The organism is Jatrophihabitans sp., from assembly GCF_051960575.1.
In the GTDB taxonomy this organism is placed as follows: Bacteria; Actinomycetota; Actinomycetes; order Mycobacteriales; family Jatrophihabitantaceae; genus JBQCEE01.
This window is the reverse complement of record NZ_JBQCEE010000359.1, coordinates 1-7,493: the sequence shown is the minus strand read 5'-3', so window position 1 is coordinate 7,493 and position 7,493 is coordinate 1. Positions and strand designations below refer to the sequence as shown.

The following is a 7,493-nucleotide window of genomic DNA, read 5'->3' as shown; positions in this document are numbered from 1 at the left end:
CAGCTTCCGGTGCGCAGTCTCCGCGAGGCGTCGCCGCCACCCGGAGAGGCCGAGTTGTGAGCCCGCGCCGGCCCGCCGTCCGCAACGAGCCCGATCGTGCTTGACGAGCTGCGGATCCGCGGGCTCGGCGTCATCGACGAAGCCGTCCTGCCGCTCGGACCCGGGCTGACCGTAGTCACCGGGGAGACCGGCGCCGGCAAGACCATGGTCGTCACCGGGCTGCTGCTGCTCTTCGGCGGACGGGCGGACTCGGCGCGGGTGCGCACCGGAAGCGACCAGGCCAGTGTCGACGGCCGGCTGCACGTCCCGCCCGACGGCGCGGCGGCCCAGCGGGTCCGCGACGCCGGCGGAGAGCTGGACGACGACGAGCTGATCCTGCGCCGGGTCGTTGGCGCCAACGGCCGCTCGCGCGGCTACGTCGGCGGCGCGCCGGCCCCCGTTGCCGTGCTGGGCGAGCTGGCCGAGCAGCTGCTCGCGGTGCACGGGCAGTCCGACCAGCTCCGGCTCACCCGCCCGGGCGAGCAGCGCGCCGCGCTCGATCGCTTCGCCGGCCTCGACCTCACCGAGTACGTCGCCGCCCACGAGACCTGGACGAACGCACGCCGCGCGTACGACGAGCGGGTCGGTTCGGCAGCGGCGCTGCGGCGCGAGAGCGACCTGCTGCAGCACGGCCTCGCCGAGATCGAGCGGGTCGACCCGCAGCCGGGTGAGGACGTCGAGCTCGAGGCGCTCGCCCGCCGGCTCGGCTCGGCCGACGCGCTGCGCATCGCCGCGCAGACGGCCCGCGCGGCGCTGAGCGGCGCGGACGATGCCGCCGTGGGTGCCGACGCCGACGTCTCGGACGTCGGCACACTGCTCGGGCTCGCACTGCGGGCGCTGGGCCCGCACGCCGGTGCCGATGCGCAGCTCGACGGTCTGGCCGGCCGCCTGGCCGACCTCGCCGGGGCTGCGGGCGAGCTCGCGAGCGATCTGTCGGCGTACGCCGACGACCTCGACGCCGACCCGCAGCGCCTCGACGAGGTGCAGACACGACGCGCGGCGATCGCGTCGCTCGTGCGCAAGTACGGCGAGTCGTCGCCGGACGTCGCCGGCGTGCTGCAGTGGGCCGCGGAGGCTGCGCAGCGGCTGGCCGTCATCGACGTGTCCGACGACGCACTCGCTGCGCTGCGGGCCGCCCGCGACGCCGCCGGCCGACGGGTCGTCGAGCTCGCGGCGGCGCTCTCGCAGCAGCGGCGTGCCGCTGCCGACGACCTCGCGGCCCGCGTCAGCGCCGAGGTCGCCGGGCTGGCGATGCCGGACGCGCGGGTGCTCGTGCGCGTGTCGCCCCGGCCGGCGGTCGCCGGCGGGCCCTCGCTCGAGGTCGACGGGCAGCTGGTCGGGGTGGCGTCCGACGGCATCGACGAGGTCGAACTGCTCCTGCAGCCGCACCCGAGCGCGCCGGCGCTCCCGATCGGCAAGGGGGCGTCCGGCGGTGAGCTGTCGCGGGTGATGCTCGCCCTCGAGGTCTGCCTCGCCGACACGACGCCGGTGCCGACGTTCGTCTTCGACGAGGTCGACGCCGGGGTCGGTGGCCGGGCCGCGGTCGAGATCGGCCGTCGGCTGGCCCGGCTCGCACGCGACCGCCAGGTCGTCGTGGTCACCCACCTCGCCCAGGTCGCCGCGTACGCCGACCGGCACGTCGTCGTCGACAAGCCGCAAGGGGCCGGTGGCAGCGTCGTCGCGAGCGACGTGCGGGTCGTCGAGGGTGCGCGCCGTGAGGGCGAGCTGGCACGCATGCTGGCGGGCTCGGACACCGCGACGGCGCTCGAGCACGCGGCCGAGCTGCTGGCGCAGGCGGCGGCCGACCGTGCGGCCGGTGCCGCACCGCGGGGGAGGGCGCCTCGGTCGACCCGGCCGGACGACGCACCGCCGGCCCGCCGGCGGGCACCGGCGAAGACGGCGACGGCGACGACGGCGACGAGGGGGACGACGGCGGCGAAGGGGGCACGGAAGGCGGCAGGCAGGGCTGCCTGATCGGGGTCGAGCGGGCGCCGCGCATCGTTGAGCGACGTCCGCCGCGAGGATCATGAACCATGCGGGCCCCGCGTGGCGCAGCGGGGTTGACGCCTGCGCCGGTGGCAGCATGGGTGTCCATGAAGCTTGCGATACGTCGCCGCGCCGACGCACTGCCGGGCATCGTCGGCGTCGCCCGGCTCGACCGGAGCTCCACCCGCCTGGCGGGCCGGTTGCAGCCCGGCGAGATCGCGATCATCGACCACGTCGACCTCGACCGTGTCACGGCCGAGGCGCTGGCGGCGGCGCGTCCGGTCGCGGTGATCAACGCCCAGCCCAGCATCTCCGGCCGGTACCCCAACCTCGGCCCCGAGTTGCTGCTCGAGCGCGACATCGTGCTCATCGACGACGTCGGCAGCGAGATCTTCGCCCTGGTCAAGGACGGCAACCGGCTGCGGCTCGACGGCGACGTGATCTGGCTCGGCGACGAGGACGTCGCCGACGGCACGCGACAGACCGTCCAGTCGATCCACGCGGCGATGGAGCAGGCGAAGGCCGGGCTCTCGTCGCAGCTCGAGGCCTTCGCGGTCACGACCGCCGAGTTCATGGCGCAGGAACGGGCCATGCTGCTCGACGGCGTCGGCATCCCCGACGTGCGCACGTACTTCCGCGGCCGCCACGCCCTGGTGGTCGTGCGCGGCCACGACTACGCCAAGGACCTCAAGGCCCTCAAGCACTACATCCGCGAGTACAAGCCGGTGCTGGTCGGTGTCGACGGGGGCGCCGACGCGCTCATCGAGGCCGGCCACAAGCCGCACCTCATCGTCGGCAATATGGACGCCGTCTCCGACGCCGCGCTCGCCACGGGGGCCGAGGTGGTCGTCCACGCCGGCCTCGACGGCCGCGCGCCCGGGCTGCTGCGCGTGCAGGACCTCGGCCTCGACGCCATCGCGTTCCCGACCGCCGGCACGGCCGAGGACGCCGCGCTGCTCATCGCGCACGAGCGGGGCGCGTCCCTCATCGTGTCGGTCGGCAGCTCGGGCGACCTCACCGAGTTCCTCGACCGCGGCCGGGCCGGCATGGCCTCCGGCTTCCTCACCCGGCTGCGGCTCGGCGACACCCTGGTCGACGCCCGCGCCGTCAGCAAGGTCTACCGCAACCGGATCTCCGGCGCCGCCCTGCTGCTGCTCGTGCTCGCGGCACTGGTGGCGATCGTCGTGGCCCTGGCCGTCTCGGACGTCGGCCACACCTACCTGCACAACGTCGAGCACGGCTGGAACGACGCCGTGCACAAGCTCCGGGACCTCTTCTCGTGATCTCCTTCCGGTACCACCTCGTCTCGATCATCGCCGTCTTCCTGGCCCTGGCCCTCGGCATCGTGGTCGGCACGACCCTGCTCAACGGTCCGGTCACCAACCGGCTGCGCGACGACGTCAACTCGCTCAAGCAGCAGCGCACCGACCTGAACAACCAGCTCAAGGAGCTGCAGACCCAGGTCGACGACGCGGGGGAGTTCGCGTCCACCTACGGCGGCCAGCTGGTGTCCGGCAGCCTCGCCAACACCAACGTGGTGCTGCTCGCGCTGCCCGGCGCCTCGACCGACGAGGAGGACGCGATCGCGCGCGTCATCGCCGCGGCCGGCGGCAAGGTCAGCGGCCGCGTCGGGCTGAACTCGCAGTACGTCGACCCCGGGTCGGGCGACCGCATCCGCCAGTTCGCCGTCGGCCCGGCACGGCCGATCGGGCTCACCCTGCCCACCAGTCAGGACGCGGGGGAGCTCGCCGGCGCGCTGCTGAGCTACGTGCTCACCGGGCACGGGCAGGGCACCGACCTGCGGTCGGTGCTGGGCGGGTTCGCGCAGCTGCAGGTGCTCTCGACCGACGGCAACACGGTGACGCCGTCCGAGTCGATCGTCGTCGTCGGCAACGGCGGGCTGCGTCCCGACTCGTACGCCGGGGCGGTCGAACTCGCCCTCGTCACCGCGCTCACCAAGTACAAGGCGCACGTCGTCGTCGCCGGTGACGCCGCGACGGCGAAGCCCGGCGGCATCGTGGCGCTCGTCCGCGGCTCGGCGACCCGTGCGGGCGCGTCGACCGTCGACAACGCCGATTCCGGCGCCGGTCAGGTCTCGACCGTGCTGACCCTCGCCGCGGCCGACCAGCAGCAGGTCGGCCACTACGGCACCGGCGCCGGCGCCGACGCGCTGTTCCCCAGCCCAGCCAAGTGACCCGGAGGTCGGTCGCAGCGTGTTAGCGTGGACTTCCGTGGATCGAGCGGCCGCCGGCAACACCATCGTCACCCGACACCTGTTCGTCACCGGAGGCGTCGCCTCCTCGCTGGGCAAGGGGTTGACGGCCAGCAGCCTCGGCACGTTGCTCAAAGCCCGGGGGCTACGGGTCACGATGCAGAAGCTCGACCCGTACATCAACGTCGACCCCGGGACGATGAACCCGTTCCAGCACGGCGAGGTCTTCGTGACCGAGGACGGCGCCGAGACCGACCTCGACATCGGCCACTACGAGCGCTTCCTCGACACCGACCTGGTCGGGTCGGCCAACGTCACCACCGGCCAGATCTACCAGTCGGTGATCCAGAAGGAACGTCGCGGCGAGTACCTCGGTGACACGGTGCAGGTCATCCCGCACATCACCAACGAGATCAAGGCGCGCATCCGCGCGATGGCCGGGCCGGACGCGTCCGGTGAGGCCCCGCACGTGGTGATCACCGAGATCGGCGGCACGGTCGGCGACATCGAGTCGCTGCCGTTCCTCGAGGCCGCCCGCCAGGTGCGCCACGACGTCGGCCGCGAGAACGTCTTCTTCCTGCACGTCTCGCTGGTGCCCTACATGGCGCCGTCGGGTGAGCTGAAGACCAAGCCGACCCAGCACTCGGTGGCCGCGCTGCGCAGCATCGGCATCCAGCCCGACGCCATCGTGTGCCGCAGCGACCGCGAGCTGCCCGAGGGCGTGAAGCGCAAGATCTCGCTGATGTGCGACGTCGACGCCGAGGCCGTCGTGGCCGCCGTGGACGCGCCGTCGATCTACGAGATCCCGAAGGTGCTGCACGCCGAGGGCCTCGACGCCTACGTGGTGCGCCGGCTCGGCCTGCCGTTCCGCGACGTCGACTGGACCGTCTGGGGCGACCTGCTCGACCGGGTGCACCACCCGAAGGGCGAGGTCACCATCGGGCTGGTCGGCAAGTACATCGACCTGCCCGACGCCTACCTGTCGGTCTCCGAGGCGCTGCGGGCCGCGGCGTTCGCGCACCGCACCAAGGTGAGCATCCGGTGGATCCCGTCCGACTCGTGCGAGACACCGGCCGGTGCCGCGGCGCAGCTCGCCGGCGTCGACGGCATCGTGATCCCCGGCGGCTTCGGCATCCGCGGCATCGAGGGCAAGGTCGGCGCGCTGCGGCACGCCCGCGAGCAGGGGCTGCCCGCGCTCGGGCTCTGCCTCGGCCTGCAGTGCATGGTCATCGAGGCCGCCCGGCATCTCGCCGGGCTGGCCGGCGCGAGCTCGGCCGAGTTCGACCCCGACACGCCGCACCCGGTGATCGCGACGATGGCCGACCAGGTGCGCGCGGTGGCCGGCGAGGCCGACCTCGGCGGCACGATGCGCCTCGGTGCCTACCCGGCCCAGCTGCGCGAGGGGTCGGTCGTGGCGCAGGCCTACGGCACGACGACGGTGTCCGAGCGGCACCGCCACCGCTACGAGGTCAACAACGCCTACCGCCCGCAGCTCGAGGCGGCCGGCCTGGTGATCAGCGGGACGTCGCCGGACGGCCACCTCGTCGAATTCGTCGAACTGCCGCCGGACGTGCACCCGTTCTACGCGGGCACGCAGGCCCACCCCGAGCTCAAGTCGCGCCCGACCCGGGCCCATCCGCTCTTCCGCGCCTTCGTCGGCGCCGCGCTGGTGTACCACGACGCCGACCTGCTGCCCGTCGAGATCCCGGAGGACGACGCCCTCCTGCAGGGCGTCAGCCGGTGACGGCCGCCCGATGAGCCTGCCCGAGCCTGATCTGGTCTCGTCCGAGACGCTCTACGACGGGAAGATCATCTCGCTGCGCCGCGACCAGGTGCGCCTGGGCGACGGCAAGGTGGCGGCCCGCGAGATCATCAGCCACCCCGGCGCCGTCGCGATCGCCGCGCTCGACGACGAGGGCCGGCTGCTGCTCGTGAACCAGTACCGGCACGCGGTCGGCGCCCGGCTCGACGAGCTGCCCGCCGGCCTGCTCGACCACGCCGACGAGGACCCGCTCGTCGCCGCGCAGCGTGAGCTGGCCGAGGAGACCCGCACCGGCGCGCGCACCTGGAACGTGCTGCTCGACCTGTACTCGTCGCCCGGCTTCTCGGACGAGTCGGTGCGCATCTTCCTGGCGCGCGACCTCCACCCGCTCGACCCGGACGACGGGTTCACCGCCGAGGGCGAGGAGGCGAGCATGACGGTCTCGCACGAACCGGTGCCGGACGCGCTGCGCCGGGTGTTCGCCGGGCACATCCTCAACTCCTCGGCGGTCGCCGGCGTGCTCGCGGTCGCGCACGGCCGCGCGACGGGCTGGCGCGACCTGCGCCCGGCCGACGCCCCCTGGCCGTCACGGCGAGGGCCCGCGTGACGGCGCTCGCCGCGGCGCGCACGTCGGTCGCCGCCGTCGTCGAGAGCTTCCTCGACCACCTCGCCGTCGAGCGGGGTTCGGCCGGCAACACGCTGTCGTCCTACCGCCGCGACCTGCGCCGCTACGTGGCCTATCTCGACGCGGTCGGGGTGAGCCGGCTGGACGCGGTGACCGGCCCGCAGGTCGGTGACTTCGTCGCCCACCTGCGCGAGGGCGACGCCGACCACCCGCCCCTGTCCGCGGCGAGCGCGGCGCGGGCCCTCGTGGCCGTGCGCGGCCTGCACAGCTTCGCGGTGCGCGACGGCGTGGTCGAGGTGGACGTGTCGCGCGACGTCCGGCCCGCCGCGCCGCCGCGGCGGCTGCCCAAGGCGATCACCTACGACGACATCGAGTCGCTGCTCGAGGCGGCGGGCTACGGCGGCACGGCGCTGAACCTGCGCGACCGTGCGCTGCTCGAGGTGCTCTACGGCACGGGTGCCCGCATCAGCGAGGCCGTCGGGCTCGACATCGACGACCTCGACCTCACCGACCGCACCGTGCTGCTCTCGGGCAAGGGTGGCAAGCAGCGTCGCGTGCCGCTCGGGTCGATGGCCGTCGAGGCGCTCGGCGCCTACCTCACCCGGGGGCGTCCCGAGCTGACGGCCGCCGGGCGCGGCACGCCCAAGGTGTTCCTCAACGCCCGTGGAGGCCCACTGTCGAGGCAGTCGGCCTGGACGGTGCTGCGCACCGCGGCCGAGCGGGCCGGCATCACCGCCGACATCTCGCCGCACACGTTGCGGCACTCGTTCGCGACCCACCTGCTCGACGGCGGTGCGAACATCCGCGAGGTGCAGGAGCTGCTCGGGCACGCGTCGGTGACCACGACCCTGGTCTACACGCTGGTCACC

At 73.9% G+C, this 7,493-nt stretch carries 6 protein-coding genes; all 6 read left to right on the top strand.

Annotated features, from left to right (window positions below; genetic code table 11):
• Positions 1-96 precede the first annotated feature (96 nt).
• Entirely contained in the window at positions 97-2,013 is a 1,917-nt protein-coding gene (gene recN, locus ACTHMS_RS19900; RefSeq protein WP_440308402.1) for a DNA repair protein RecN, read from the top strand.
• Positions 2,014-2,132: 119 nt separating this feature from the next.
• Entirely contained in the window at positions 2,133-3,308 is a 1,176-nt protein-coding gene (gene steA / locus ACTHMS_RS19895) for a putative cytokinetic ring protein SteA (RefSeq protein WP_440308401.1), read from the top strand.
• Positions 3,305-4,219, top strand: a complete 915-nt coding sequence (locus tag ACTHMS_RS19890) for a copper transporter (RefSeq protein ID WP_440308400.1) — start codon at positions 3,305-3,307, stop codon at positions 4,217-4,219. Before steA ends, ACTHMS_RS19890 begins: the two co-directional genes overlap by 4 nt.
• Before the next feature lie 37 nt (positions 4,220-4,256).
• Complete coding sequence (locus ACTHMS_RS19885) at positions 4,257-5,981, top strand: CTP synthase (RefSeq protein ID WP_440308399.1); 1,725 nt, start codon at positions 4,257-4,259, stop codon at positions 5,979-5,981.
• A gap of 10 nt (positions 5,982-5,991) precedes the next feature.
• On the top strand, positions 5,992-6,606 hold the full coding sequence (locus ACTHMS_RS19880) for an NUDIX domain-containing protein (protein ID WP_440308398.1): 615 nt from the start codon (positions 5,992-5,994) through the stop codon (positions 6,604-6,606).
• On the top strand, positions 6,579-7,493 hold a 915-nt coding region (locus ACTHMS_RS19875), incomplete at its 3' end, for a tyrosine recombinase (RefSeq protein ID WP_440308403.1). The genes ACTHMS_RS19880 and ACTHMS_RS19875, both read left to right, overlap by 28 nt.